Below are 23,990 nucleotides of genomic sequence, written 5' to 3'. Positions count from 1 at the left end.
GAGCGGGTCAGGCAATCACCGCCCGGCGGCAGAATTCCCAGATGTCCTCCGCCAGCGCCTTGCGCCGGACCGGATCGAGCACGCCGCCTTCTGCGGCAACGAATTCGGTATGGGCGGTGCTGGAGACGAGATTGTAGACCAGCGCCGCCAGCCGGTCGGGATCGGCACGGCGCATGACTCCCTGCTCCATGCCGTCGGCAAGGTTGCGGGCCAGCACGGCAAGCAGGGGGCGCAGCGCCGCCTGCAACTGCGCCGGATGGCTTTCGGCAAGCCGCATGTGCTCGCGGCTGAGCGCGGCCCCTCGGCGATCGCGGGGCTGGTCGGGCTGTTCGCCCAGGTAACCCTGCCCCAGCATGATCGAGGTGACGATGAAGCGCAGCCGCTCCATCGGCGAGTCATACCCTGCGGAAAGGCCGCTGTAATGGTCCGCGGCCAGCTTCAGCGTCTCTTCGAACACGGCGATGACAAGGTCATCCTTGCCGCCGAAGCTTTCGTAGAAGGCGCGCCGGGCAAGGCCGGTGCGGGTCAGCACGGCGCGTATCGTCAGCCCGTCGAGGCCATCTTCTGCCAGCAGGTCATAGGCGGCCTCGACGATCTGGCGGCGGCGTTCGGAGCCGCTCGGCCGCACCCGTGGCACCGGGTTCCGGGCAATGACATTTTCCATAATCCCTCGCTACTTCGTGGCAGAGCGCAACTTTGCCCGTTGACTCTTCCACGTTCCTTCCCCTAGAAAACGAGAACAGCGTTCTCACTGTGCTGCATGGATGTCGGAGAGTCAAGCAATGCCGAAGGTTACCTACGTTTCGTTTGATGGAGAAAGCCAGACTGTCGACGTGGCCGTCGGCGAAAACGTGATGCGCGGTGCGCTCTACAACGGCATCGAGGGCATTGCCGGCGAATGCGGCGGCGCCTGCTCCTGCGCCACCTGCCACGTGTTCATCGACGCGGACTGGGCCAGCAAGGTCGGTGGGCCTTCTTCGGAAGCGGAAGCCGAACTGCTCGAAGCCACTTCGGTCGAGGCCAATGCCACCAGCCGCCTGTGCTGCCAGGTGATCATGTCCGACGAGCTCGACGGGCTTGTCGTCCACATGCCCGAAACCCAGTTCTGATCCCCGGCCCGAAAGGATAGCGCAATGGCAATCGACGCAGCCAATCCCGTACCGCCCAACTTCCCCCGCGTTGTCGGGCGTGATCAGATCCCGGCCCACGTGCCGGCCGAACTGGTGACCGAAACCGGCCTCACCTTCGGCCCCGAATTCCTCGCCGATCCGCACGGCTTCATGGCGGCGATGCATGAAAAGCTGCCGCCGATCCATTACAACGTCGGCCCGATGGGCAACATGTGGCAGGCCATCAAGCACGAGGACTGCCTGTTCATCCTGCGCCACCCGGAGATCTTCTCCAACGAAGGCGCCACCCCCTTCCCGCGCGATCCGGACGATTACTTCTACTTCATCCCGATCGAGATCGATCCGCCGCATCATCGCAAGTATCGCAACATCGTCGATCCGCTGTTCTGCCCGGCGGGCGTGAAGCAGCTTGAAGGCCTGATCCGCCAGCGTGCCATCGACCTGATCGAGGAGATCCAGGCCAAGGGCAACGAATGCGAGTACACCGAAGCCTTCGGTCGCCCGCTGCCGGTTTCGGTGTTCCTCGACATCATGGGCCTGCCGCAGGACATGCGCGATACCTTCGTTGAATGGGCGGTGCAGCTGCTCCATTCGAACTCGCGCGAAGCGATGGCCGATGCGATGCAGAAGATCACCGCATACCTGAAGGGGGCAATCGCCGAAAAGAAGGCGAACCCGGATAACGGCGTGGTCAGCCTGATCGCCAATGCCGAGGTTGAGGGCAAGCCGCTGTCCGACAAGGAAGTCTTCGGCTTCGTCTGCTTCCTGTTCATCGGCGGCCTCGACACGGTCTTCGCCACGCTGAACAACATCTGGCTGCACCTGGCCCGCGATGCGGACCTGCGCCGCGAAGTGATCGCCCGCATGGAAACCGATCCCGACAAGGTGGTCGAAGAACTGCTGCGCCGCTGGTCGGTGACCTTCTCGGGCCGCGTGCTCGATCAGGACTACGTCTTCAAGGGCGTGGAAATGAAGAAGGGCGATCGCATCACCTGCGTCCTGCCCGCCGCCAACTTCGACCCTGAAGTGTTCCCGGATCCGCTAAAGGTCGATTTCGACCGTCCGCGCAAGACGATCCTTGCCTTCACCGTCGGCGTGCACTCGTGCATGGGCGGGCACCTCGCCCGTCTCGAGCTGAAGATCTCGCTGCAGGAATGGCTCAAGCGCATTCCCGACTTCGAACTGAAGGCCGGTACCGAGATCGAGTACCGCCCCGGCGGCGTGATCGGACCCGAGCACCTGCCGCTCGTCTGGAAGGCCTGAGCCTGCAATGACCGGTTTCCCCGCCGACCGCCGCGAGGTGATCGGCGGGGCGATTTGCGCTGCGCTCGCGGCGGGTTACCCTTTGCCTGCATTGGCAGGAGAGGCCCGCATGGCGACCGAGATAAACCCCGATATCCTTCATTACCTTGCCGATCTTGAAGGCGCGGTGGCGAATCTCAAGGACACCTGGCACCCCGAGGACCCGGCCTTCCGGGCTGACCTCTATCGCCAGACGATGACCAGCCTGTCCTACGCCTATTTCATGTACTTCCACGCCGATGCCGAGCACCCGGACTGGGCGCCGCTGTGGAACCCGGTTTACACCCTCCAGCCCAACCCGGACGATATCTACGTCCAGTCGCCGATCGACGGTCGGCTGACCTACCGCGTTTCGGGCAATCGCGGCACCTGCAAGATCCTCTCCTTCACCACCCAGGCTGCCCTTTCCGGCACGGTGGATGAAATGCCTGTGCCGAACGGGCACAACGAGCTCGACACCAACGATATCGGCATCGGCCTTGGCGAGGACTTCGAGATCATCTTCAGCGAGAAGCGCCCGGAAGGCTATACCGGCCACTGGGCACCGCTGCACCCGGCGGCACGCGGCATGTACCTGCGCTATCGCATGTACGACTGGGAGAACGAGCGCGATCCCCAGCTGTCGATCGAATGCCTCTCCCCGGTCGGTCCCAAGCCGCGCCTCAGCCCTGAACAGATCCTTGAACGCATCCGGCAGATGGCGAAGTTCCCCGCGCGCAAGACAAAGCTTTACAACGCCATGCAGAACGCGGTGCGCCAGCGCGTCGGCTACAACGTGTTCGAACCCGTGCGCTATCCCGGCGCGCTGGTGAAGCAGACCTACTGGCCCGCCTGCTTCCAGTTCGATGCCGACGAGGCATTGATCATCGAGACGGAGATTCCGAAGAAGGCGCCCTACTGGAACATCCAGCTCAACGATCCGCTCTTCAACGCGCTGGAATATGTCTATCGCCTGTCCAGCACCAATGGCGCGATGGCCAGGCTGTCCAGCGACGGCAAGTACCGCGCGGTCATCTCGCTGGAAGACCCGGGCGTGCCGAACTGGCTGGATCCGGCGGGCTACACCGAGGGCGGCATCTATGGCCGCTGGTACGATTGCGATTCAGAGCCGGTGCCGACGATCAAGCGCGTCAAGCTGAAAGACCTGCGCGCGCACCTGCCCGCCGATACGCCGGTGGTGACGCCCGAACAGCGCCGCGAGGAACTGGCTCGCCGCGTCCGCGCCTGCCAACGGCGGCGGCGCTGGTAAGTTCAGGAACGGGCCAGGGCGCTGGCGACAAGCTGCTCGCTTAGGGCCCACAGACGCTCGCCGTTCGCGGGATCGTGCGCGGTGGGGTTGGGGTCGCGCGGGGCGCAGCGATAGTAATAGCCGCCGTTGTCGAGCGCCTCGGCAGGCTGCCTTGCCAGCCACAGCAGCGTTGCCGCGCCTTCTTCGGGCGTGATCTTTTCCAGCGCTTCGGTATGGGCCCGCGTCGCTTGCGGGACATGGGCGAAGAAGTTCGATGCCACGGTGCCGGGGTGGAACGAAAAGGCCAGCAGCCCCTGCCCGCCATGGCGCCGCGCCAGTTCCGCCGCAAACATCACATTGGCCAGCTTGCCGCTGCAATAGGCCGCGCCCGGCGAACTGCCGAGCGGGTCTTCCAGATTCTCCCAGTTCATCCCCGGTATCATTTCGCTGCCGTCGGAGCTGGTGTTGATCACTCGTGGCTGCGGAGCCTTGAGCAGCAAGGGCAGCAGCCGCGTGGTCAGCACGAACGGCCCAAGGTGATTGCCGGCAAAGCATTCCTCAAGCCCCTCGGCGGTCACCGCCGGTTCGGGAATCATGCCGCCGGCATTGTTGGCCAGCAGATCGACATGATCGACCATGCCGGCAATCTCTTTCGCCACGCGCGCCGCATCGGCCATGAGCGAAAGGTCGGCGCGCAGCATGGTAACCTCGGCACCGGGGGCAGAGGCCCGCAGTTCCGCCTCTGCCGCCGCGCAGCGCGCCGCGTTGCGGCCGAGGCCGATCACGCGCCAGCCTTCTGCGGCCAGCGCCTTTGCCGCAGCCAGGCCGACCCCGGCGCTTGCCCCGGTGATGACTGCAATCCTGTTTCCGCTCATGTCCGCGCTTCCTCCGTCCGCAACGCTGCCGCCAGTTGCCGCACGGGAATGGACTCCAGTCGCATCACACGGTCAAGCACGCGGCCGGCCTGCGCCTCATCGATCGCCAGGCTGGCAGAGGCCATGAACTTGGCAGCAACTTGCTCTGCGCTCAACGCGTTCTCCCCCGCCCCGGAATTGACCGGGACATGGCGCGAAAGCACGCGCCCGTCCGCCAGCGTCACGGTGACGCCGCCCGAATAGAATTCCGGGAAACGGCTATCGGGATCGGCCTTGCAGGTGACCTTCCGGGCCAGTGCGAGAGCGGCCGGATCGGCGATTGCCGCAGGCAGCAGGTCGGGCAGGCCGAAACGGCCATGCAGCAGGCAATAGGCCACGACGAAGTGGGCTGAGAACTTCACTTCGTATTCGTTGGTCGGACTGCGCTTGGCCTCTTCGGGTTCGCAGACGATGTGCAGGGTCGGCTCGCCCAGCCGCGCCTCGACCGAGACGATGTCCGCGCCCGCGATCTCGCGATGCAGGTCTATCGCCGCATCGGCGCAGCCATGAATGAAGTGGCAGACCGGATAGGGCTTCAGCGCCGTTTCGCCGAAATGCCAGATCTCGCCCAGGCCGCGCGTCAGTTCGTCGTTCTTCGTTTCCTGCCCGTGCAGATGGGCATGGAACAGCCCGAAACGGCCCTCGTAAACCCGCGACGGAGCCTTGAACTGCGCCTCGGCAAGATAGGCGGCGGTAATGCCGGCCACTGCGCCCCAGCCGGGGTGAAAGCGCTTGGTCCAGGCGCCTTCTTCAAGGAATACCTGGATGCCCGAAGCGGTCGATCCGGCGATGCCCTGTGCTGCGCCGATGGCCATGCCGGAAAGGCCCAGCAGCCGCCCCGCCGTAACCGCGCTGGCAAAATGGCTGACCATCGACGTGGCGTGATGCCCGGTGTGATGGAACCCGCCATCAACGGCCAGACCCACGCGGATGGCGGTTTCGGCCCCGGCAACGAACGCCGCCAGCATGTCTGCCCCGCTGGCATCCAGCGCTTCGCCCAGGGCCAGCGCCGCGGGCAGCGCAGTCGCGGTGGCGTGGATGATCGAGGCAAGGTGCGTATCGTCGAAATCGAGCCCGTGAACCAGCGTGCCATTGACCATGGCGGCATCGCGCAAGGGCAGTCTTTCGGACCGGCCAATTACCGAACAGGGACCCTCGCCCGCCATGGCCAGCGTTCCCGCCATCACCGACCGGCCGAAGTCCTGCACGCTCGATGCCAGCCCCAGTCCCAGCGCATCGAGGATATGCAGCTTGGCCCGGGCCACCACCGCGGGGGCAACATCGCCGAGGCGGAGTGTGGCAGCCAATTCGCCAATGGCCTGCGATGGGGTCAATGCGCTAAACATAATGGCACCGGATAAGTATCATATTGGCGCGGCAGTCAACTGTTGACAGCCGCCACCGCACCGCGAAGGAAACAGGAATGGCGCAGACATACCAGCTCTTCATCGATGGCAAGTGGCGCGACGCCGCTGGCGGCGAGACCATTCCGGCGGTGAATCCCTTCAACCAGGAAGTCCATGCGCATATCCCGATCGCCACGGCTGGCGACGTTGCCGAGGCGGTCGCTGCGGCCCGCCGTGCCGCGCCGGCCTGGGGCAGCGCCCTTCCGGGCGCGCGCGCCGCGCTGCTCAACAAGCTTGCCGACCTGATCGACGCCGATGCCGCGCGCCTCGCCCTGCTGGAGACCACCGACAACGGCAAGGTCATCCGCGAAACGTCGAACCAGATGGGCTATGCCGCCCGCCTGTTCCGCTATTACGCCAGCTGGGCAGACAAGGTGACGGGTGATGTCGTGCCGCTCGACGTCGCGGATACCGCGGGCCTTGCCGTGCGTGAGCCCTTCGGCGTGATCGCCTGCGTCACGGCCTGGAACTCGCCGGTTGCCATCCTGTGCAACACCATGCCGGCGGCACTGGCGGCGGGCAACTGCGTGATCGCCAAGCCGAGCGAGCACGCCTCGGTCACCACGCTGGAGATCGCCCGGCTGGTCGAGAAGGCCGGATTCCCGGCGGGCGTGTTCCAGGTCGTCACCGGTGCGGGAGAGGTGGGTGCGGCGCTGACCTCCGATCCGCGGGTGGACAAGATCAGCTTCACCGGCAGCCCGGGCGTTGGCCGCGCGATTGCCGCTGCCGGGGCGGCGAACCTCAAGCCGGTGTGCCTTGAGCTGGGTGGCAAATCGCCCAACATCGTGTTCGACGATTGCGATTTCGACCGGGCGCTGATCGGTGCGCTCGCCGGCATTTTCGGTGCAACCGGCCAGACCTGCATCGCCGGAAGCCGCCTGCTCGTCCAGCGCGGTGTCTATGACCGCATGGTCGAAGGCCTGGCTGCGCGCGCCGCGCAAATCCGCATGGGCGATCCGCGCCTTGCCGAAACCGAGATGGGCACTGCCGCCAACGAGCCGCAGTTCAACAAGATCCTCTCCTTCATTGAGGCTGCCCGTGGCGATGGCGCGCGGCTGGTTGCCGGCGGCGGGCGCGCCGATGGCCCGGGGCTGGAAAAGGGCTTCTTCGTCCAGCCGACGATCTTTGCCGACGTTCGCAACGACATGAAGGTCGCCGCCGAAGAGATCTTCGGCCCCGTCCTTTCGATCATCCCCTTCGATGACGAGGAAGAGGCGGTGCAGATCGCCAACGATACGCCCTATGGCCTCGCCTCGGGCGTGTGGTCGCAGGATATCAACCGCTGCATGCGAATGATGCGGGCGATCAAGTCGGGCGTGGTCTGGGTCAACACCTACCGCCAGGCCGCCCCGCAGGTTCCGTTCGGCGGCATGAAGGATTCCGGCTATGGCCGGGTTCGCGGCCACGCCGGCCTGCTCGAATGGCTGCAGACCAAGACCGTGTTCATCGACTATTCCGGCGACCGCCGCGATCCGTTCTCGATGAAGTTCTGAAGGGGCCTGAATGACCTATCTCGTCGGCGCAGACCTGCCCACCCAGCCCGCCGGCGAGCGGTTCCGCGAACTGGTGGAGCGGCCCGGCATCCTGCGCCTTCCGGGGGCCTACAACGGCCTGTCCTCGCTGCAGGCCAAGGCCGCGGGGTTTGACGGGGTCTACCTTTCGGGCGCGGCCATGTCGGCATCGATGGGCCTGCCGGACCTCGGCATTACCACCATCGACGATGTCTGCTTCTTCATCCGCCAGATCGCGCGGGCATCGGAACTGCCGATCCTCGTCGACGGCGATACCGGCTTTGGCGAGGCACTGAACGTGATGCAGATGGTCCGCGCCTTCGAGGATGCGGGCGCGGCGGCGGTGCAGATCGAGGACCAGCTGCTGCCCAAGAAGTGCGGCCACCTGAACGACAAGAAGCTGGCGCCGGCTGCAGACATGGCCGCCAAGGTTGCCGCTGCCCGCAAGGCCCGCCGCCACCTCTACATCGTTGCCCGCACCGACGGGCTTGAGCGCGAAGGGCTGGAAGGCGCCATTGCCCGCGCCAAGCTCTATGTCGAGGCGGGGGCCGATGCGATCTTCCCCGAGGCGCTGTCCGATCCGGCCGATTTCGCCCGCTTTGCTGCCGAAGTGAAGGTGCCGCTGCTCGCCAACATGACCGAGTTCGGCAAGACCCCGCAGATGACGGCGGCCGAGTTCGAACGGCTGGGCTACAAGATGATCATCTGGCCGGTTTCCGCCCTGCGCATGGCGGCCAAGGCGCAGGAGGAGCTTTATGCGACGCTGGCGGCGGCGGACTGGGCCGGGCCGGTGATCGACCGCATGCAGACCCGCGCCGAGCTTTACGCGACGATCGGCTATCACGACTACGAGGAGCTCGACGGCTCCATCGCCCGTTCCGCCATCCCCGGCGGCCATCCGGAAGACTGATGGACCTGTTCACCGGCGACGCCACGGGGCTGCGCATTCCCGCCCATCCTGCAGCGCTGCTCGCTGCCGGGCCGGAGTGGCTGACCATGGCCTTGCGCCAGTTCGGCTCGCTGGCGCCGGACAATGCCATAACCGCCTTCACCGCCGAGCCATGCCCCGGCGGCAGCACCGGCAAGAAGCTGTTCCTTACGCTTGAGACGCTGCGGCCCGAACCGGGGCTGGACCGGGTGGTCTTCGCCAAGTTCAGCCGCGATTTCGACGACGAGCGCCGTGACCGGCAGCGCGACGAGATGGAAGGCGAGGCCCGGCTCGTCGCCCTTTCGCGCGGGGCGCAGTTCCCGATCCGCGTGCCGCGCGGCTATTTCGCGGACTATCACGCCGATAGCGGCACGGGCCTGGTGATTACCGAGCGCATCGCCTTTGGCGAGAACGGGATCGAGCCGCACCGCCGCAAGTGCCTGGACTGGCAGACGATGGACGGTCCGCTGGAATATTACAGCGCCACCGTTTCCGCGCTCGCCCGGCTGGCGGCGGCGCACCGGTCAGGCGCGCTGGGGGCCGATATCGAGGCGCGCTTTCCCTGGGATCCGCAGGTCGGCAATGCCGATCCGATCCGCCAGACCCGCGCCGAACTGGCGGCCCAGATCGCGCAGTGCCGTGCCTTCGCCCGCGATTGCCCGCACCTGATGCCCCCGGCGCTCAGCGAACCGGCTTTCCTTGACCGGATGGAACAGGATGCCTGGCTGGTTTACGAGAACGACCAGGCCATCCGCGGCTTCCTCGCCGCCGACCCGCGCCTGATCTCGCTCAACCACTGGAACAGCAACATCGACAACGCCTGGTTCTGGCGCGAGCACGGCACCCTGCATTGCGGGCTGATCGACTGGGGCCGCTTCGGCCAGATCACCTTCGGCGCGGCGCTGTGGGGTGGGCTCTGCGCCGCACACCATGACATTTGGCAGCACCACCTCGATCGCCTGCTGTCATTGTTCGTGGCGCAATACCATGCCCACGGCGGCCCACGGGTGACGCTGGTTGAGCTCAGGCAGCATCTTCATGTCCACATGGCGCTGATGGGCACGGCGCGAATGCTCGCCGCCCCGGAAGTGATCCGTTTCCGCATGCCCGAATGCGTGACGGCCAGTGGCCCTCGCGATCCGATGTTCCTGCCCGTCAGCGCCGATCCGGCGCGCAATTACACTTCGATCTATACCGCGCTGATGCTGACCTGGGAGCGCGAAGACTTCGGCGCCACCCTGCGCGAAATCCTCGGCCAGGCGCTTCGAGCTTAGCGCTTGACCGCTGCTTCCCGCGAAAGGCGCGTCATCAGCAGCGCGGCGCGCTTGGCCTGCCGCCAGATGCTGGGAATATCGACCACTTCCGCCGCCGTATGATCGCCTTCGCTGGCAGGGCCAAGTCCGGCAAGGGAATCGACGTCCGCTGCCACGAAGCTGACATCGCCCGCCCCGCGCTTGAGCGGGTCCAGCGCCGCCATCGGCTCAAGGCCCAGCGTGGTGTTGACGCCGTTCAGCTTGTCGAGCAGCGCGCGGTTCCCATCGGTCGGCGCCATCGGCGGATACTTGTCCTCGAATTCGAAAGTCGCCGAGCCGCCGTTGAAGGGCCGCGCGACAATGGCGCGCATCCGGGCGACGGTACGGTCGATTGATTCCCGGGTGAGCGCGCGCAGGTCTCCCCGCGCAATGGCGACGCCGGGGATGATGTTGGTCTTGCCGCTCGCCTCGGCATTGGCGTCATTTGGCGATAGCGAAGCACTGGCCCCGCCCGCCACCATGCCGACGTTGAAGGTCAGGTTCGGCTCGGGCAGTTCCTTGCGGAAATCGGCGACGATGCGCGCCAGCGGAAAGATCGCCCCTTCGCCCGCCCGTTCCGAGAAGATGCCGCTGGAATGACCGCTGCGCGCGGTGACCGTGACCTTCCAGTTGCCTGCGGAACGCCGCGCGACCGAACCCATGTCCTTGCCGTTTTCACGGACCAGTCCTTCGAAATCGAGCGCCGCATCGGCGCGCCGTCCTGCGGCCAGCAGGTCTGCCCGCGACTGGTCGAGCGGCAGGCCCGCCTCTTCCTCGTCGCCGGTCAGGAACACCTCGATATTGGCCTGCTTCAGGGTTCCTGCCCGGTGCATGGCCCGCAGGGCGGCAAGGATGGTGACGATCCCGCCCTTGTCATCGCCCACCCCCGGCCCGCGCGCCTTGTCGGGCGCGATCCGCTCGAACTTCTGGAAGGGATGATCGGGCTCGAACACGGTATCGAGGTGCCCGATCAGCAGCAGCCGCTTGCCGCCCTTTCGGCCCTTGTGCTCGGCAATCATGTGGCCGGCGCGGTCCACCTTGTCCTGCGCGATCCAGCGCACGGTAAAGCCCAGCGCCTCGAATTCGGGCACCAGCAAGTCACGCACCTTGCGCACGCCATCGGCATTTCGGGTACCGCTGTTCTGGTTGACCATACGCTCCAGCAGATCGAGATGTCGCGCCTGTTCGGCGTCGACCGTGGCGATCATGGTCTTCTCGGCGGCAGACGGAGATGCCGCGAGCGCAGGGGCGGCAGTGAGAGCGACGGCCAGCACGGCCAGGGGTGTTTTCAGCATGGCGCGCAGACTACCCATTTGCCACGCGAGGGCAATCGTCAGCGCAAAGGCGCGGCCTGCGGCTGCAGGGGAAAATTAATTGATGCAAAGCCGGAGGTACAAGGCAGAGCTGATCAAGCCAGCCGTGATTGGCCGTCACCTGTCTGAGGCGCAAAGGCCAGCACGCTGCGCATGACGATGCGGACGAGGTCGGCCTGCCCCTTCGCCCCTGTCTTGGCATAGATGTTCTTGGAATAGCTGCGGACCGTCTGGATCGAGAGCGAGAGTTCAACTGCCGCTTCCGCAAGTGTCCTCCCGCGGCTCAGGGCGAGCGCCAGCCGCGACTCGCTGTTGGACAAATCGAACAGAGAGGCCAACTGCTCGCAGCGGTCGGTCGATGCCCAGCTGTCACCATGTACATAGGCGATGACTAACGGAGCCTGGGCCGCCGCAGGATTGCGCTTCGTCGAACGAACCAGCAGCATGTCAAGCCAGGGATCGCGGCTCATGACCAGTGCTACCGGACGCGCATCAGGGTCCGTCGCAAGCTTGCGGATTGCAGCATCCAGTTCTGCAGCCAATTGCCTTGTTCGGGCGGTGATCCTGCCCCGGACATCCCGGTAAACGACCTTGGAGCGCATCAGCACGGAGTTGCCGCTGAAATCGCAGTCGATAATCCTCCCTTCGGCATCCAGGCCGATCCAGCCGAAGTGAAGGGAGCGCATCGCATCGTCGGCTATTTCGGAAACGAATTTCTCGCGCTCAAGGCGAACATAAAGCCGCAGGGCGCCGCGCATGAGCGGCACAAGCCGCTCCAGGATTTCGCCAGCTTCTCTTTCGAAGCTGCCTTTCTCCAGGGCAAGGCAAAGCCAGGCGTTGACCCCGCTCGGTTCCGTAATCCGGACCACGCGCACGCCCTCCATCGGGTGCGGCATCCTCAGATGGGGAAGGATTCCCGAACCCGGATCTGACCCGGGACTGGCCCCGCTCGCAAATTCCTGCACGGTTCCTTCGGGTCCTTCGAACTCGCCGAAAAAGCCCAGGCTGGCCTCGTACTGATCAAGGTTCTGCTGAACAGCTTCGTCATCTGCAGCGCCGGAGTAGACACGCAAGGCTTCACCGAGTGGAAGGCCTCGGCTGCGGACGAGCAGCGTCGCGTGATCGGCACCGGTAGCCTCGCGAAGCTGCGCGAGAAACGATTGCCAAGGCGGAGATTCCAGCGGGCCATCGAGCAGGCTTAATGTCAGATCTTCGCCGGATTCCGTGCCCGCCATAACACTTCCTTCTTACCCCCATTTGGGGGTTATCGGCTGCGAACCACGCTGGCAACCTTGCACTGCAACTGGTGAAAGCCGGACAGTACCCACACCTTGGGCCGACGAGCTATGGGAGAGCAATGATGAGCGTGATGCAGGCCAACAAGCTTCGCAGTGAAAACGTCAAGCCGCTGATCGGGGCGCGGGTTCTGAATTCGAAAGAGGAATTGCTCGACGGTTCGCTTTCCGGTGAAATCATGGAACTGCTCGAACAGCGCGGCGTCATCGTCTTTCCGCAGCTCAATCTCACCGATGAAGAGCAGGTTGCTTTCACGAATACGCTGGGCAAGTTCGCTTTCGAACTTCGCGGGGAAGCGGTCTACAAGATCAGCCTCGACCCGAAAGTGACGGCCACCGCCGACTACCTCAACGCCGCGTTCTACTGGCATTTCGACGGTTTCATGTCGCCCATGCCGATCCGCGCGAGCGTGATGAGCGCCAAGGTCCTGTCACCAAAGGGCACGGGCAATACCGAGTTCGCCAATACCTATGCCGCCTACGAAGCGCTGTCCGATGAGGACAAGGAGCTCATCTCGAAGCTGCGCGCAGTTCACGCACTCGCCGCGACCCAGCTCGATGTCTATCCCGAACCGTCCTATGCCCAGTGGCAGGAATGGCGCGCGGTCGGACGCAAGGAACTGCCGCTGGTCTGGACACATCGGTCGGGCCGCAAGTCGCTGGTTATCGGCAATTCGGCGCACAACATCCTCGATTTCGATCCGCTCGATGGTGAGGAACTCCTCGTCCGCCTGCGCGACTTTGCGACCAGGGAAGAGTTTTCATACCTGCATGAATGGACCGTCGGCGATTGCGTGCTCTGGGACAACACCGGCACCCTCCATCGCGCGACCCGCTATGATCCAACCTGCGGGCGCGTCCTGCACCGCACCAAGATCGAAGGTGACGAGCCGATCGTCTGAGGGCTCGGGCCCGGTTTATTGAGGGAAGGAGGCGGGGGCCACGCAATTATCTTGCTTCTCCCCGCAACCTTCCCTATATCTCTCTCCAGCAATCGGCGCGCGGGCTCTACCCGGCGCAGTCCCGGCAGCGTGAGGTTCGCGTTTTCATCGCTGAACCTGCCCGGACTTTCGATAGCCGAAATCGCTGGAAGCTTCCTTTTTCACGCAGGGTCGCATCGAAACGAACCCTCGCTTCGCATGCACGGCACCCGTGCGTGCGCCAAGCTCCATATTGAGAGATATTCATGTCCTATTTTTCCGACCTTGGCCTGGCCGAGCCCCTCCTTCGTGCGCTTGACGCCAAGGGCTATGCCGACCCCACCCCGATCCAGCAGCAGGCGATCCCCGCACTGCTTCAGGGCCGCGACATCCTGGGCATTGCCCAGACCGGCACCGGCAAGACCGCTGCCTTCTCGCTGCCTTCGCTGCACCGGCTGGCAGCCGATCCGCAGCCGCGCCGCAATGCCTCCTGCCGCATGCTTGTCCTCTCGCCGACGCGCGAGCTGGCAGCGCAGATCGCCGAGAACATGCGCGGCTATGCCAAGTACCTGAACCTCTCGGTCCAGTGCGTGTTCGGCGGCATCCCGGTGGGCAAGCAGGCGCGCGCCCTGGTGCCGGGCTGCGACGTGCTCGTCGCCACGCCGGGACGTCTGCTCGACCTGATCGACCAGCGCGCCCTGACGCTGCGCAACGTCGAGATCTTCGTGCTCGACGAGGCTGACCAGATGATGGACCTGGGCTTCATCGTGCCGCTGAAGCGCGTTGCCGCGCTGCTGCCGAAGGACCGCCAGAGCCTGTTCTTCTCGGCCACCATGCCCAAGGCGATTGCCGATCTTGGCAAGCAGTTCATCCACAACCCGGTGCGCGTGGAAGTGACGCCGCAGGCGACCACGGCAGAGCGGGTGGACCAGTTCGTCACCCACATCAACCAGTCCGAAAAGCAGGCCCTGCTGACGCTCAAGTTGCGCGCGGGCATTGCCGACCAGTCGATTGACCGGGCGCTGGTGTTCACCCGCACCAAGCACGGTGCGGACCGCGTAGTGCGCCACCTTGCCACGGCGGGTGTCACGGCTGCGGCGATCCACGGCAACAAGAGCCAGGCCCAGCGCACCGCGGCGCTCAATGCCTTCCGCAAGGGCGCTTGCCCGGTGCTGGTGGCAACCGATATCGCCGCGCGCGGCATTGACGTGACGGGCGTGAGCCACGTGTTCAACTACGAGATGCCGAACGTGCCCGAACAGTACGTCCACCGCATCGGTCGCACGGCGCGCGCCGGGGCGGACGGCGTTGCGGTGAGCTTCGTGGCACCCGACGAGAAGCCCTACCTGCGCGACATCGAACGGCTGACGCAGGTCAAGCTGATGCCGCTGCCGCTGCCCGAGGACTTCCAGAAGGAAGCCGCGCGCCTGCCCGCCCCTGCCAAGCGCACCGAGCCGACCGATCCCAGCCCGCGCCAGGAACGTGGCCCCGGACGCGGCGAAGGTCGCAGCGACGGACGCCAGCACCGCCGCGGTCGTGGCGTTCCGGCCGACCGTCCCGCCCATGGCGGACGCGGCGAGCGTGGTGAACGCGGCGAACGGCCGCGCAACAACAACCGCGCGAACGGCGGTCAGGGCCTCGACGGGCGCAGCCGGGATGCCCATGCCCGCGATGCCTGGCGCAACCCGCGCAGCTCCGGCTTCGATCCCGTCGGTTCGCCCGATGCCGAAACCCGCGACACCCGCCGCGACACCCGCGGACAGGGCGATCGCCAGCCGCGCCGCGAGGGCGAGCGTCGTCCGCAGGGCGGCGAAGGCCGTCGCGATGGCGCACCGCGCCAGCAGCGCGGCAACGCCGGCGGCAATGGCGGCGGATTCCCGGCCAAGCGCCGCTTCGGCGGCGGCAAGGGCGGCGCGGCGCGGGGTTGATCCGCGCCACCGTCCCAATCTGGGTCAACTGCCTGCTATTGCGCCATAATTCGGGCCTGACTCGCCCGCATGACCTGTGCAATTCGTTCCCCTGATCCCGTGTTCGGGATCAGGGGAGCAGGCCTATGATCAAGCGACTTTCCGCCGAGCTTATCGGCACCTTCTGGCTGGTGTTCTGCGGTTGCGGTTCCGCCATCCTCGCCGCGGCCTTTCCGGAAACGGGAATCGGCTTTGCCGGCGTATCGCTGGCCTTCGGCCTCTCGGTGCTGACCATGGCCTATGCGCTGGGCAGCATTTCCGGCGGCCATTTCAATCCGGCCGTGTCGCTGGGCCTGGCCGTTGCCGGGCGCTTTCCGATGAAGGACGTGCTGCCCTATTGCTTCGCGCAGGTTTTCGGGTCGGTCCTGGCGGCAGGCGCGCTGCTGATGATCGCCTCGGGCAAGGCCGGCTTCCTGCCCGGCTCCTTCGCCTCGAACGGTTATGGCGCGCTATCGCCGGGCAATTACTCGATGGCCTCTGCCTTCCTGACAGAGGCGATCCTGACCGCCGGGTTCCTCATCGTCATCCTTGGCGCGACCCGGCGCGATGCGCCTGCCGGCGTGGCACCGCTGGCCATCGGCCTGGCGCTGACGCTGATCCACCTCGTTTCGATCCCGGTGACCAACACCTCGGTCAACCCGGCACGGTCAAGCGGCGTTGCCGTGGTCGCGGGCAATGCAGCGCTGGGGCAGCTGTGGCTGTTCTGGCTGGCCCCGCTGTTCGGCGGCGTGCTGGGCGCGGTGGCGTGGAAGGCGCTGTTCAACAAGGATTGAACGCGCCCTCCGCCAGGGGCTTTTCCGATCAGGCCGCGATAGCCATCTGGCCCGCGTTCCTGCCGGCAAGCCGCCCGAAGACCGAACCGTTGAGCAGGCCCGTGCCACCGGGGTAGTTCTGGTAGAAGATCCCGCCCACCAGCTCACCCGCGGCATAGAGGCCGGGGATCGGCTTGTCGCACAGGTCCAGCACCCGCGCGTCGGTATCGATCTTCAGGCCGCCGAAGGTGAAGGTGATGCCGCAGGTGACCACATAGCCGTGGAACGGCCCCTTATCGATCGGCAGCGCCCAGTTGGACTTGGGCACTTCCAGCCCCTTGGTGCAGACGCCGTCGAGGATCGAGGGGTTGTATTCGCCCGGCTGGCAGGCGGCGTTGAATTCCGCGATCGTCTTCTTCAGCCCTTCGACGTCGATTTCCAGCTTTACCGCCAGTTCCTCGATCGTGTCTGCCGTGGCCTTGGTCACTTCGCGGATGCGGTACTCGTCGCGCACGTTGGCATGGGTCTTCTCGTCGAAGATCTGCACGGCGGCTCGGCCCGGCTGCTTCATCACTTCCTTGCCGTACTTGGCATAGGTGTGGTTGCGATAGTCCGCGCCCTCGTCGATGAAGCGCTTGCCCTCCATGTTGACGACAATGCCGATCGGGTAGGAGTGCTTCTGGAAATTGTCGAGCACCACGCGGTCGCCATAGGGCGGCGCGGAAATGTCCCACTGCACGGCGTGGCACGATGACCAGCCACCGTGCGGGCGGGCGCCGATCTTCAGCGCGGCGTTGATGCCATCGCCGGTGTTGTGCTGGGTGCCGCGCACACGCGCCAGGTCCCAGCCCTGCCCGAGGTAGCGCACGCGCATTTCCGGGTTCGATTCAAACCCGCCGCAGGCCAGGACCACGGCCTTCGACATGAAGTTCACGTAGCCATCCGGCCCGAAAGCGCGCACGCCGGTTACCGCGCCGCTTTCATCCTGGATCAGCTCGCGCAGGCCGGTTTCGTAAAGCACGGTGATGCCCATGCGCTCCGCCGCCTGCATCAGCATGTCGACCAGGCCCCAGCCGCCGCCGACCGCCTCGATATTCACGCCACCATAGAAGTGGTGCTTGCCATCGATCTTGAACGACTGGCGGCCGAACATCGGGATGAAGCGGATCTTGTGCGTGCGCATCCAGCGCATCGTCTCGCGCGACTGGCCGATGAGGATGCGGCCCAGGTCCTCGTCGGCCTGATGCTCGGTCACCTTCATCAGGGTGGCCATGAATTCGTCTTCTGAAAGCGGCGGCAGGTTGCCGATGCTCTCGTACTCGCCCTCGGTCATGTCATCGAGGATATCGGTGCGCAGGTCTTCCACGCCATTGTGGCAGAAGCGGAAGCCGCCGGCGGTGAAGGTGGAGTTGCCGCCGCGATCTTCCTTGGTCGCCTTTTCGAGGACGAGGACCTTGGCGCCCTGTTCCGCCGCGGAAAGCGCGGCGCAGATTGCGGCATTGCCCGCTCCGACAACGATGACGTCCCAGTTCTTGTCCTCTGCCATGCTCGACTTCCTTAATGATACGCCCAAGGCGCCATTTATCCGATTGGCTGTCGCCGTAAAACCGCAGGGGCGATCAGAACAGCACGAAACCTTCGAAAAGCCGCCGCGCCGTGCGGTAGACCGCGCCGTGGCGGGCCTGCCCTTGCGCGTCCAGCTCCGCATCGACCATGGTCACGCCCGAGGGGTGGCCGATCCGGATCGGTCCTTCCGCCGCAGCGCACAGGCCGTGCGGCAGCGTGCCGGGAATGCGGCAGGCGATGGCCAGGCAGATCGCGCCGGTTATCGGCGTGGCACGGTGCGGCTGGCCCATGGAGATTATCCGCACGGCAATGTCGCACGAGCCGTCGCCCGGCGCGACCATTGCCACCAGCGGCACGCTCGCCGATCCGGGAATGCCCATGGCCTGCGCCCCGGCCTCGCGGATGGCGGCCATGCGGGCCAGGAACTGCGCGTCGGCCTCAAGCGCCTGGGGGCTTTCGCTGCCCGTCTTGCCCATGCTTTCGGCCGTGACGAACACGGTGGGGTTGGCCGCATCGACCAGGCTGGCGGCAAGCCCCTCAAGGCTTTGCACCGGCTTCCCGGTCGGCAGCAGGGCACCCGTCTTCGCGCCGCCGGGGGAGAGGAATTCGAGCCGGATCGGCGCAGCCCGGCCATCGACCCCGTTAATCGCCAGATCGCCTGCACTGGCCAGCCTGCCGCCCTCGACCGGGAACCGAGCGGCGATGATCTTGCCGGTATTCGTGTTATGGATGCGGACCACGGCCTCGCCATCGGCAGGCGCGGCGACCAGCCCCTCCTCGACCGCGAAGGGGCCGACCACTGCCGACATGTTGCCGCAGTTGCCGCCATAATCGACCCGCGCCTCTTTCACCGCGCACTGGGCGAAGGTGTAATCGACATCCGCCTGCGGATGGCTCGACGGCCCGATGACGCAGACCTTGTTAAGCGAGGACAGCCCCCCGCCCATGCCATCGAGATTGCGCCCGTTGCTGTCGGGCACCCCCATGGCCGCCAGGAAGATCGCGTCCCACCCGGCGCGTTCGGCCGGCAGGTCGCGGGCATGGAACACCAGCCCGCGCGATGTGCCGCCGCGCCAGTAGCTTGCGGGCAGGCGGCGCAGGCTCATCGTCCCTGCGCCACGATCCAGCGGACCAGCCGGGCGATCCCCTCTTCCACGCAAACCTGCGGCTCCCAGCCGATGGCCTTGCCGATCTTCTCGCGGCTGAGACGCAGGCTGGTGCTGGACGTGGCCTTCACCGCAGTCGGATCGTCCTCGTAAAGCGGTTCAAGGCTGCTTCCGGTAATCTCCTGCAGGATTTCGGTGATGCGCTTCACCGTGGTTTCGACGCCCGAGACAACGTTGAACACCTCGCCGCTGGCATCGCTCGCCATGGCCATGACATTGGCCCGGGCAACATCGGCAACGTGGATGTAATCGTGCACTTCCGAGCCATCGCCCGGCAGCGTCGGACGTTCGCCGCGCACGATCCGGTCATAGTTCTGGATGATGTAGAGCGCGTTGACCCCGCGATAGTGCTGCCGCTCGCCATAGACGGTGGAATAGCGCAGCGCGACCGCCTCTATCCCGTGCTTCTGGGCATAGAGCTTGCACAGCGCCTCGCCGATCAGCTTGGAACAGGAATAGAGCATCGATCCCGGCTGGTAGCTGACAAGGTTGGCAGGGAAGGTCTCGTCGATCAGCGCATCACTCTCGGGCTCGCCGTAACAGGCGATCGAGGAGGAGAAGACCACCTTCTTCACCCCGGCATAGCGCGCCGCCTCGAACACGTTGACCTGGCCTTCGACATTGACTGCCAGCCCCAGCGAGGGGTTCTGGCTCAATGGCAGGGTGAGGAAGCCGGCGATCGAGAAAACGCCCGTGGCACCCTTGAAGGCATCGTACAGGTCATTGATGCGCAGGATATCGCCGCGCACCAGCCGCACGCGCGCATCGCCTTCCAGATGCGCCACCGTTTCCGGCGTCCCGAGCGAGAAATTGTCGAGCAGCACGACCTCTCCGGCCCCGGCCGCGAGCAACTGGTCGGCAACGTGGCTTCCGATCAGGCTGGCGCCCCCGGTTACGACGAACGTGTTTCCCGCAATCTGCATAGCCAAGGAATAGATACGGAAGCGTATCATTAGTCAATCGCACCCGCCTGCCGGTATCGCCCGCGCGGCTCGACAGGCCTTGGCGGCGGATTACAAGGCAAGCCATCGCAGGGAAGAGGAATCAGATGGCAGCGCCACTCGCCGGTAAGGTCGCACTCGTCACCGGAGCCAGCCGCGGCATTGGCAAGGGCATCGCCCTTGTCCTCGCCGAGCAGGGCGCGCGGGTCTATGTCACGGGGCGGACGGTGAAGGAGGGCGACTATTACCTGCCCGGCACCGTTGGCGGCACGGCGGCGGAATGCGACGAGCGCGGACGCGAGAGCGGCGGCAGCGGTGTGGCGGTGGCCTGCGATCACGGGGATGACGCCGCAGTTGCCGCGCTGTTTGACCGGATCGCGAAGGACGAAGGCCGGCTCGATATCCTCGTCAACAACGCCTTCACCCTCTCGGACGACCTGCTTGAGCCCAAGGGGTTCTGGGAAAAGCCGCTTTCCAACCTCGAAATGTGGGATGTCGGGGTGAAGTCCAACTACGTCGCCGCATGGCACGCCGCACGGATCATGGCGCCGCAGGGTTCGGGGCTGATGGTCGCCATTTCTGGCTTTGCCGGCACGACCTATACCTATGGCGTGATCTTCGGCACATCCAAGACCGCGGTCGGCCGCATGACGCGCGACATGGCGGTGGAGCTGGCCCCGCACAACGTCGCCGCCGTCACCCTGTGGCAGGGCCTGACCCTGACCGAGAAGGCGCAGGACAACCTTGCCAAGATGGGCGACAAGATGACCACGTCCATCACCTCGATGGCCGGTTCCTCGGTGGAACATCCGGGCCGCGTCATCGCTGCGCTGGCTGCCGATCCGAACGTGATGAAGCGTTCCGGCGGCGAATTCGTCACCACCGAACTGGCGATGGAATATGGCGTCACCGATATCGACGGCAGCGTCATCCCCTCTGCCCGGGCGACGCGTGGCAACCCGATCTGGGAACCGATTGGAGCGAACTGACATGGACGAAAAGCGCCTTGCCCGGCTGGAATATGCCGCCGACCGCATCGAGATTCAGGATTGCCTGACCCGCTTTTCGCGCGGCATGGACCGCTTCGATCGCGACCTTTACCTCTCCGCCTTCTGGCCCGATGCCGAAATGGCGGCCGGCCCCTATGTCGGCGACGTGCCGGGCTGCTGGGACTGGGCCGTGCCGATGCACGAGGCCGGACAGATCCTGACGCACCATTCGCTGCTGAACCAGACGGTCGATATCGATGGCGATACGGCGCATTCCGAATGCTATTACATCTTCGTGGCGCGCAATCGCGACGAGAGCGTGTGGATGGCCGGCGGGCGCTATATCGACCGGCTGGAACGCCGCGATGGCGAATGGCGCATCGCCCTGCGCACCAATATCATCGAATGGGGCTGCCTGCCGCCGGCCATGCCGATCCCCTTCGGCGACGTGCCGGGGATCGAGAAGAACGGCCTCTCCAGCCGCAGCAAGGAAGACCCTTCCTATCGCCGCCCGCTGACCAACCTGCGCGAGCCCTTCAATCCGGCGGGATAACCCGCTAGCACCCGCCGCATGGCAACGCCGCAAACCGTCCTGCACTTCCTGCGCCAGGCACATGCCCGGGGCGAGGCGAGCGCGCTGATCGTCCTTACCGCGGTGGAGGGCGGCGCGGCCCGCGGCGTCGGCTCGCTGATGGGGGTGAGCGAGGCCGGGCCGTGGGCCGGCTCGCTCTCGGGCGGCTGCACCGAAGCCGCGCTGGCTGGCGAGGCGCGGCGCGTCATTGCTGCCGGCAAGGCCGAGACCCTGCGCATCGGCGCCGGATCGCCGCTGATCGACATTCGCCTGCCTTGCGGTTCGGCCATCGACCTGCTGATCATCCCCGCGCCCGACATGGCCGTGGTCGAGGCCGCACTGGCGCAGCTCGCAGCCCGAAACCCCGTCACCCTTGAACTCGCCACGGATGGCTCCCTGCAGCTTGCCGCCGCCCCCTCGCCCGCGCGCGGCGGATGGGCGGGCGAAACCTTCCGCCTGACCATCGTGCCGCAGCTGCGCCTCGTCATCGCCGGGCATGGCGAAGAGGTCGAGGCGCTCGCCCGCCTCGCCAAGGCCTGGGGGGCGGATACCGCGATCCTTACGCCCGACGAGCACCTTGCCGCCGATCCGGCCGTGTTCCACCTCAAGACCCCCGGCTCGCCCGTGCCGCTGGAACTCGATCGCTGGTCGGCCCTCGTCATGCTGTTCCACGATCACGATTGGGAAGTGCCGCTGCTGGCCCGTGCGCTTGACCAGCCGGCGCTGTGGATCGGCGCCATGGGCAGCCGCGCCACGCACGTCCGCCGCCTCGCCGCCTTGGCCGGGGCAGGCGTGCCCGAAAGCCGCAGCGCCGCGATCCATGGCCCGATCGGCCTGATCCCTTCTGCCCGCGATCCGGAAACGCTGGCCCTTTCCGTCCTGGCCGAGGTGGTTGCCGCTTACAAGGCGAAGGGATTCCCCTGAGCCGCGCTTTGCCCTAAGGCGGGGACGCAACAGGAGCACGAAGTCCCATGGCCGGCACCATCCTCGTCCTCAACGGACCGAACCTCAACCTGCTGGGCGAGCGCGAACCGGCAATCTACGGCAGCACCACACTGGCCGACATCGAAGCCATGTGCCGCGCAGAGGCCGATGCCACCGGCCATGCCATCGACTTTCGCCAGACCAACAGCGAGGCGGAAATGGTCGACTGGATCCAGCAGGGCCGCAAGGGCCTCGCCGGCATCGTCATCAACCCCGCCGCCTTCTCCTATGCCGGCTATCCGGTTCTCGACGCGCTCAAGCTGGTCGACTGCCCGGTGGTCGAGGTGCACATCTCCAACATCCACCGCCGCGAGGAAGACTGGCGCAAGGACACGATCATCAGCCAGGCGGTGACCGGCACCATCTCGGGCCTCGGCGCGACCGGCTACGCCCTGGCAGTACGCTACCTCGCCGGACGCTGAGGCGCAGAGCGCGCGTGCCCCGCGGCGGACTTGCGCCTGCGATGTGGGGAAATTGGAGCGGTGAAGGGAAGCCAAAAACTACCGTAATGCACAGATTAAAAATAATTTTTCGATGTACCAATGCGGCAGTGGCCCCCAATATGGCCCCCTGCTGCGTCAGATGCCTGTGGAAATCCTGAGATTCAGAAAGACAATACCAGACGAGATCGTCCGCTGTTGCCGACAGACCGGCACCATTGATTGCGGCAGCAATCGACCAGATGTTGCCATTCTGTAGAAGGCGTTTGAATGTCTGTTTGCGCCAAAACCTGCCGATGGCATGTGCCTTGTGATCCAGGCAATAGCCGAGGACATAGTGGCTATTCGGGGTAACCGGCGGGCTTCCCGAAAGCGGCAGCAATTTGGGAATTTTTCTATTCGCGCCAGACGTGGGTTAGGGAGTGGCCGGCGCTGTGATCTTGCTTGCCTTTCCCTAACCGCGCACGACGCAGCGAAAGCCGACGTGGCAGGTCGAGGTATCGATCGGTTGCGGATAGCGGGCTGCCGGGCGATAGCGCCTGCAATAGTCCTCGGCGCAAAGGTGCGAGCCACCCTTCAGGACCTTGCGCGGAATGCGAACCGGTTCGCGCTTGTCGATCGAACCGCCGCGCAATCCGCCGCGCGGGTTCTCAGGTATGCAGCATGACCCTGCACGCTTCTTCTCGAGCTTGGGCTGACCGTACCAGTCGTCGGTCCATTCCCAGACATTGCCAATGAGGTCGTAGATACCATAATCGTTGGCCGGATAGGATTTTACCGGCGAGGTGCGCAGGAACCCGTCTTCGAGGGTGTTTCCGTGAGGAAAGGCGCCCTGCCAGTAGTTGGCGAGCATCGCCCCGTCTGGGGCGAGTTCATCGCCCCAGGCATAGTCCGCATCCTCCAGGCCCCCGCGTGAGGCAAACTCGTGCTCGGCTTCAGTCGGGAGCGACTTACCAGCCCAGCGAGCGAAGGCTTCAGCATCGGCATGGGTGACATGCACAACCGGATGATCCTCGATCCCTATAATCGTCGAACCGGGGCCGAGCGGCTGGCGCCAGTTTGCGCCGAGGCGGAACTGCCACCAGGAAACCTCGTTCAGCGGCACCGGCCAGAGCGTCGGCTCGAACACCAGCGAGCCGGGGTGGGCAAGAGCAGGATCCATCCCCGGGTACTGCTTCGGATCGGGCGGCAGTTCGGCGAAGGTGACATAGCCGGTCTCGGCAACAAACCGGGCAAAATCGGCGTTGGTCACCGGGGTTTCGTCGATCCAGAATGCATCGACCCGCACCCGTCGGACGGGGACCTCCTCGGGGTAGAACCTGTCCGACCCCATCGCGAAGGTGCCGCCGTCAAGCCGCACCATGCCGCGATGGAG

The 23,990-nt window shown here is 65.5% G+C and carries 22 protein-coding genes; 13 read left to right on the top strand and 9 right to left on the bottom strand.

Annotation, left to right across the window (positions count from 1 at the left end; all coding sequences use genetic code 11):
• Nucleotides 1–7: 7 nt before the first annotated feature.
• Nucleotides 8–664, bottom strand: a complete 657-nt coding sequence (locus tag C0V78_RS12530; RefSeq protein WP_101798015.1) for a TetR/AcrR family transcriptional regulator — start codon at nt 662–664, stop codon at nt 8–10.
• Between the two features lie 118 nt (nt 665–782).
• On the opposite strand from C0V78_RS12530, the gene C0V78_RS12525 reads away from it, so the two are divergent.
• From C0V78_RS12525 to C0V78_RS12515, 3 genes are all read left to right on the top strand, one after another.
• Nucleotides 783–1,109 carry a 2Fe-2S iron-sulfur cluster-binding protein gene (locus C0V78_RS12525; protein WP_101798014.1) on the top strand — a complete coding sequence of 109 codons (327 nt, stop codon included), beginning with the start codon at nt 783–785 and terminating at the stop codon, nt 1,107–1,109.
• A gap of 24 nt (nt 1,110–1,133) precedes the next feature.
• On the top strand, nt 1,134–2,393 hold the full coding sequence (locus C0V78_RS12520) for a cytochrome P450 (RefSeq protein WP_101798013.1): 1,260 nt from the start codon (nt 1,134–1,136) through the stop codon (nt 2,391–2,393).
• Nucleotides 2,394–2,502: 109 nt separating this feature from the next.
• The gene (locus tag C0V78_RS12515) at nt 2,503–3,681 is read left to right on the top strand and encodes a hypothetical protein (protein WP_101798012.1); all 1,179 of its coding nucleotides are present in this window, start codon (nt 2,503–2,505) and stop codon (nt 3,679–3,681) included.
• Between the two features lie 2 nt (nt 3,682–3,683).
• Here the strand turns inward: C0V78_RS12515 and C0V78_RS12510 are convergent, their stop codons facing one another.
• Both C0V78_RS12510 and C0V78_RS12505 read right to left on the bottom strand, forming a co-directional pair.
• Complete coding sequence (locus tag C0V78_RS12510) at nt 3,684–4,535, bottom strand: SDR family NAD(P)-dependent oxidoreductase (protein ID WP_101798011.1); 852 nt, start codon at nt 4,533–4,535, stop codon at nt 3,684–3,686.
• Entirely contained in the window at nt 4,532–5,881 is a 1,350-nt protein-coding gene (locus C0V78_RS12505) for an MmgE/PrpD family protein (RefSeq protein WP_158241553.1), read from the bottom strand. Before C0V78_RS12505 ends, C0V78_RS12510 begins: the two co-directional genes overlap by 4 nt.
• Nucleotides 5,882–5,997: 116 nt before the next feature.
• Here C0V78_RS12505 and C0V78_RS12500 point away from each other — a divergent pair, with 116 nt between their 5' ends.
• The 3 genes from C0V78_RS12500 to C0V78_RS12490 are packed head-to-tail and all read left to right on the top strand — an operon-like array spanning nt 5,998 to nt 9,693.
• Entirely contained in the window at nt 5,998–7,473 is a 1,476-nt protein-coding gene (locus tag C0V78_RS12500) for an aldehyde dehydrogenase (RefSeq protein WP_101798009.1), read from the top strand.
• Between the two features lie 10 nt (nt 7,474–7,483).
• Nucleotides 7,484–8,401: a methylisocitrate lyase gene (gene prpB / locus C0V78_RS12495; RefSeq protein WP_101798008.1), complete on the top strand. Its 918-nt coding sequence runs from the start codon at nt 7,484–7,486 to the stop codon at nt 8,399–8,401.
• Entirely contained in the window at nt 8,401–9,693 is a 1,293-nt protein-coding gene (locus C0V78_RS12490) for a hypothetical protein (protein ID WP_101798007.1), read from the top strand. The genes prpB and C0V78_RS12490 overlap by 1 nt, the downstream gene beginning before the upstream one ends.
• Here the strand turns inward: C0V78_RS12490 and C0V78_RS12485 are convergent.
• Both C0V78_RS12485 and C0V78_RS12480 read right to left on the bottom strand, forming a co-directional pair.
• On the bottom strand, nt 9,690–11,006 hold the full coding sequence (locus C0V78_RS12485) for a M20/M25/M40 family metallo-hydrolase (protein WP_101798006.1): 1,317 nt from the start codon (nt 11,004–11,006) through the stop codon (nt 9,690–9,692). The two genes, C0V78_RS12490 and C0V78_RS12485, sit on opposite strands and share 4 nt — an antisense overlap.
• A 113-nt stretch (nt 11,007–11,119) precedes the next feature.
• On the bottom strand, nt 11,120–12,259 hold the full coding sequence (locus C0V78_RS12480) for a helix-turn-helix transcriptional regulator (protein ID WP_101798005.1): 1,140 nt from the start codon (nt 12,257–12,259) through the stop codon (nt 11,120–11,122).
• A gap of 125 nt (nt 12,260–12,384) precedes the next feature.
• Between C0V78_RS12480 and C0V78_RS12475 the strand changes: the two genes are divergently transcribed.
• From C0V78_RS12475 to aqpZ, 3 genes are all read left to right on the top strand, one after another.
• A complete protein-coding gene (locus C0V78_RS12475) occupies nt 12,385–13,221 on the top strand; it encodes a TauD/TfdA family dioxygenase (RefSeq protein WP_101798363.1) in 837 nt (278 codons plus the stop codon).
• Between the two features lie 284 nt (nt 13,222–13,505).
• A complete protein-coding gene (locus tag C0V78_RS12470; protein WP_101798004.1) occupies nt 13,506–15,167 on the top strand; it encodes a DEAD/DEAH box helicase in 1,662 nt (553 codons plus the stop codon).
• A 125-nt stretch (nt 15,168–15,292) separates the two neighbouring features.
• Nucleotides 15,293–15,979 carry an aquaporin Z gene (gene aqpZ / locus C0V78_RS12465; RefSeq protein ID WP_101798003.1) on the top strand — a complete coding sequence of 229 codons (687 nt, stop codon included), beginning with the start codon at nt 15,293–15,295 and terminating at the stop codon, nt 15,977–15,979.
• Between the two features lie 28 nt (nt 15,980–16,007).
• On the opposite strand, the gene tcuA is transcribed toward aqpZ, so the two are convergent.
• The 3 genes from tcuA to C0V78_RS12450 all read right to left on the bottom strand — a co-directional run bounded on the left by tcuA (nt 16,008) and on the right by C0V78_RS12450 (nt 19,613).
• Nucleotides 16,008–17,504, bottom strand: coding sequence for an FAD-dependent tricarballylate dehydrogenase TcuA (gene tcuA / locus C0V78_RS12460; protein WP_101798002.1), 1,497 nt, complete (start codon nt 17,502–17,504; stop codon nt 16,008–16,010).
• A 73-nt stretch (nt 17,505–17,577) separates the two neighbouring features.
• Nucleotides 17,578–18,630: a 2-methylaconitate cis-trans isomerase PrpF family protein gene (locus tag C0V78_RS12455; protein ID WP_101798001.1), complete on the bottom strand. Its 1,053-nt coding sequence runs from the start codon at nt 18,628–18,630 to the stop codon at nt 17,578–17,580.
• Nucleotides 18,627–19,613 (bottom strand): NAD-dependent epimerase/dehydratase family protein, encoded by a 987-nt coding sequence (locus C0V78_RS12450; protein WP_158241552.1) that lies wholly within the window; start codon nt 19,611–19,613, stop codon nt 18,627–18,629. The genes C0V78_RS12455 and C0V78_RS12450 overlap by 4 nt, the downstream gene beginning before the upstream one ends.
• A 125-nt stretch (nt 19,614–19,738) precedes the next feature.
• Between C0V78_RS12450 and C0V78_RS12445 the strand changes: the two genes are divergently transcribed.
• Genes C0V78_RS12445 through C0V78_RS12430 form a run of 4 tightly spaced genes read left to right on the top strand, consistent with a single transcriptional unit; the run spans nt 19,739 to nt 22,597 of the window.
• Nucleotides 19,739–20,620 carry an SDR family NAD(P)-dependent oxidoreductase gene (locus tag C0V78_RS12445; protein WP_101797999.1) on the top strand — a complete coding sequence of 294 codons (882 nt, stop codon included), beginning with the start codon at nt 19,739–19,741 and terminating at the stop codon, nt 20,618–20,620.
• 1 nt (nt 20,621) lies between these two features.
• On the top strand, nt 20,622–21,173 hold the full coding sequence (locus tag C0V78_RS12440) for a nuclear transport factor 2 family protein (protein WP_101797998.1): 552 nt from the start codon (nt 20,622–20,624) through the stop codon (nt 21,171–21,173).
• Nucleotides 21,174–21,191: 18 nt separating this feature from the next.
• Nucleotides 21,192–22,115, top strand: a complete 924-nt coding sequence (locus tag C0V78_RS12435; RefSeq protein WP_101797997.1) for an XdhC family protein — start codon at nt 21,192–21,194, stop codon at nt 22,113–22,115.
• Between the two features lie 47 nt (nt 22,116–22,162).
• Entirely contained in the window at nt 22,163–22,597 is a 435-nt protein-coding gene (locus tag C0V78_RS12430) for a type II 3-dehydroquinate dehydratase (protein WP_101797996.1), read from the top strand.
• A gap of 472 nt (nt 22,598–23,069) precedes the next feature.
• On the opposite strand, the gene C0V78_RS12425 is transcribed toward C0V78_RS12430, so the two are convergent.
• Nucleotides 23,070–23,978, bottom strand: coding sequence for a formylglycine-generating enzyme family protein (locus C0V78_RS12425; protein ID WP_101797995.1), 909 nt, complete (start codon nt 23,976–23,978; stop codon nt 23,070–23,072).
• Nucleotides 23,979–23,990: the final 12 nt, after the last annotated feature.

Source organism: Novosphingobium sp. TH158 (assembly GCF_002855555.1).
Lineage (GTDB): Bacteria > Pseudomonadota > Alphaproteobacteria > Sphingomonadales > Sphingomonadaceae > Novosphingobium.
This window is presented reverse-complemented; position numbering and strand designations above follow the sequence as displayed.

Coding starts and splice junctions, on each gene's coding strand:
- C0V78_RS12510 (WP_101798011.1), bottom strand. CDS start 4,535: ATGAGCGGAAACAGGATTGCAGTCATCACCGGGGCAAGCGCCGGGGTC.
- C0V78_RS12450 (WP_158241552.1), bottom strand. CDS start 19,613: ATGCAGATTGCGGGAAACACGTTCGTCGTAACCGGGGGCGCCAGCCTG.
- C0V78_RS12430 (WP_101797996.1), top strand. CDS start 22,163: ATGGCCGGCACCATCCTCGTCCTCAACGGACCGAACCTCAACCTGCTG.
- C0V78_RS12440 (WP_101797998.1), top strand. CDS start 20,622: ATGGACGAAAAGCGCCTTGCCCGGCTGGAATATGCCGCCGACCGCATC.
- C0V78_RS12525 (WP_101798014.1), top strand. CDS start 783: ATGCCGAAGGTTACCTACGTTTCGTTTGATGGAGAAAGCCAGACTGTC.
- C0V78_RS12425 (WP_101797995.1), bottom strand. CDS start 23,978: ATGGTGCGGCTTGACGGCGGCACCTTCGCGATGGGGTCGGACAGGTTC.
- C0V78_RS12470 (WP_101798004.1), top strand. CDS start 13,506: ATGTCCTATTTTTCCGACCTTGGCCTGGCCGAGCCCCTCCTTCGTGCG.
- tcuA (WP_101798002.1), bottom strand. CDS start 17,504: ATGGCAGAGGACAAGAACTGGGACGTCATCGTTGTCGGAGCGGGCAAT.
- C0V78_RS12480 (WP_101798005.1), bottom strand. CDS start 12,259: ATGGCGGGCACGGAATCCGGCGAAGATCTGACATTAAGCCTGCTCGAT.
- aqpZ (WP_101798003.1), top strand. CDS start 15,293: ATGATCAAGCGACTTTCCGCCGAGCTTATCGGCACCTTCTGGCTGGTG.
- prpB (WP_101798008.1), top strand. CDS start 7,484: ATGACCTATCTCGTCGGCGCAGACCTGCCCACCCAGCCCGCCGGCGAG.
- C0V78_RS12455 (WP_101798001.1), bottom strand. CDS start 18,630: ATGAGCCTGCGCCGCCTGCCCGCAAGCTACTGGCGCGGCGGCACATCG.
- C0V78_RS12485 (WP_101798006.1), bottom strand. CDS start 11,006: ATGCTGAAAACACCCCTGGCCGTGCTGGCCGTCGCTCTCACTGCCGCC.
- C0V78_RS12475 (WP_101798363.1), top strand. CDS start 12,385: ATGAGCGTGATGCAGGCCAACAAGCTTCGCAGTGAAAACGTCAAGCCG.
- C0V78_RS12445 (WP_101797999.1), top strand. CDS start 19,739: ATGGCAGCGCCACTCGCCGGTAAGGTCGCACTCGTCACCGGAGCCAGC.
- C0V78_RS12490 (WP_101798007.1), top strand. CDS start 8,401: ATGGACCTGTTCACCGGCGACGCCACGGGGCTGCGCATTCCCGCCCAT.
- C0V78_RS12530 (WP_101798015.1), bottom strand. CDS start 664: ATGGAAAATGTCATTGCCCGGAACCCGGTGCCACGGGTGCGGCCGAGC.
- C0V78_RS12520 (WP_101798013.1), top strand. CDS start 1,134: ATGGCAATCGACGCAGCCAATCCCGTACCGCCCAACTTCCCCCGCGTT.
- C0V78_RS12435 (WP_101797997.1), top strand. CDS start 21,192: ATGGCAACGCCGCAAACCGTCCTGCACTTCCTGCGCCAGGCACATGCC.
- C0V78_RS12500 (WP_101798009.1), top strand. CDS start 5,998: ATGGCGCAGACATACCAGCTCTTCATCGATGGCAAGTGGCGCGACGCC.
- C0V78_RS12515 (WP_101798012.1), top strand. CDS start 2,503: ATGGCGACCGAGATAAACCCCGATATCCTTCATTACCTTGCCGATCTT.